The sequence below is a fragment of the Pseudonocardia lacus genome, assembly GCF_018531445.1.
Classification (GTDB): Bacteria; Actinomycetota; Actinomycetes; order Mycobacteriales; family Pseudonocardiaceae; genus Pseudonocardia; species Pseudonocardia lacus.
In genome coordinates this window covers 1-1,746 of the sequence record NZ_JAHDTH010000434.1, presented here as the reverse complement: position 1 = coordinate 1,746, position 1,746 = coordinate 1, and the positions used below count along the sequence as shown (strand labels likewise).

Here is a 1,746-nt window from a genome sequence, read left to right as displayed (position 1 = left end):
GGCGGGCGGCAGCGGTCCGCGGCGTTCGGGCGGGCGGCCGACGAGCCGGCCGCGCCCGCCCCGGACACGTCCTTCGCCACCGCCCGCAACGGCTACGACCGCACCCAGGTCGACCGCCGCGTCGCCGAGCTCACCCGGCAGCTGGCGCTGGCCGAGGAGCAGCGCGCCGAGACGGCGCACCGGCTGGCCGCCGAGCGGCGGCGCGGCGAGCTGGTCGAGCAGGAGCTGAGCGAGGTCCGCGCGGCCGCGCTGCACACCCCGCCGCCCGAGCCGGAACCCGACCCCCGCTACGGGCAGCAGGCCGAGCGGCTGCTGTGGCTGGCGGAGGCCGAGGCCAGGGAGGCGCGCACGGCCGCGGCGGACGAGGCGGCCGCGCTGCTGCGGCGCGCGCAGACCCAGGCCGACACCCACCGCAGGGAGGTCGAGCGCAGCCTCGCGCTGCGGGCGTCGGCGCTGGAGGCCGAGTCGGCCCGCCGCACGACCGCCTTCGCGGCCCGCGAGCTGGAGAGCGTCAACGAGTTGGAGGCCGCGCGCGCGGAGGCGCGGCAGCTGCGCGCCGCGGCCCACCGCGAGGTCGACGCCATGCACCGCGAGGCCGAGGAGGCGATCCGCGCGGCCCGCGCGGACGCGATGCGCGAGATCGAGCAGGCCGTGCAGCGCCGTCGCGACGAGCTCGCCGCCGACGTCGAGCGGCTGGAGGGGTTGCGGCGCGAGGCCCGCGAGGAGCTGGCCCGGCTGCACCGGCGCATCACCGACGAGCTGGGCGCCGACCGCCCCACCGCCCCGGTGCGCCCGGCGACGAGCCACCCGCTGACCGGGCGCTCCGAGCAGCGCGCCGAGGGCGACCCGACCCGGCCGGGCTCCGCAGCCGTCCCCGCCGGGCAGCGCTAGGCACCTCGCCCGTCCCACCGCGAGCTGCCAGGTGGCCGAAACGCGCCAGTTCCGTTGACACCGGTCGAGCGGCGGATTGATCATTCGGGCGACCGCTCCTCCGAGCCGACGCCGAACGGGCTCCGAACGTTCCGCCGAACGCTGCACCCGGTGGTCGTCGTCGCTGTTCCGCGGCTCCGCACGCCGGTGCCCGGGTCGCGACGCGGCCCGTCGGAAGGAACCGCCATGACCACACTCGCCGCCGTCCCGCACCGGGCCGGCCTCGGCGCGGGCGGCGCGCTCGACGCGCAGGTCGACGTCCCGGTGCTCACCGGCGCGCAGTGCCAGGGCGACCTGATCGCGCTGCCGCGCCCGCTCGCCGAGCCCGCGACCACGCCGCTGCCGCTCGGCGGGGTCGATCTCGTGCCCGGCGACACCGGGGCGAACACCCACACACTGCTGTCCTGGGACGGTCCGGCGTGCCGCTACGACGTCCGCGACCCCGGGCCGTCCGGCCTGGTGCTGGGCGTGCTGACGGTGCCGGTCGGGGCCACGGCCTACCTCGTGCACAGCGAGGAGCACGGGGCCAACGCCTTCGGCCCGGGCAGCTACGAGATCCGTCGCCAGCGCGAGCGGGCCGACGTCGTGCGACGGGTCGGCGACTGACCACCACCGGGCAGCGCCCGCCGTCCGCGGCGGCCCGCGTCGAACTCACCGAACGGCAGCTCGCCGCCTGCGCCACCGAGCGCGCGAGGTGGCTGGAGGTCGCGCGCTCGACCGCGCGCTGCGACCGGCCGTCGGCCGAGCGCGCGGTGCGCGCCGCGTACGCCACGGCCGGCCTGCCCGCGCCGGGCCGCGTGGTGTGGATGGGCTCCC

The 1,746-nt window shown here is 78.9% G+C and carries 2 protein-coding genes; both read left to right on the top strand.

Going from position 1 to position 1,746, the window contains the following annotated elements; genetic code table 11:
- Nucleotides 1-891 (top strand): coiled-coil domain-containing protein (locus tag KIK08_RS38850; protein ID WP_214408303.1); only part of this gene is annotated, 891 nt, incomplete at its 5' end.
- A 225-nt stretch (nucleotides 892-1,116) separates the two neighbouring features.
- On the top strand, nucleotides 1,117-1,536 hold the full coding sequence (locus KIK08_RS38845) for a DUF8820 family protein (protein ID WP_214408302.1): 420 nt from the start codon (nucleotides 1,117-1,119) through the stop codon (nucleotides 1,534-1,536).
- Nucleotides 1,537-1,746 lie beyond the last annotated feature (210 nt).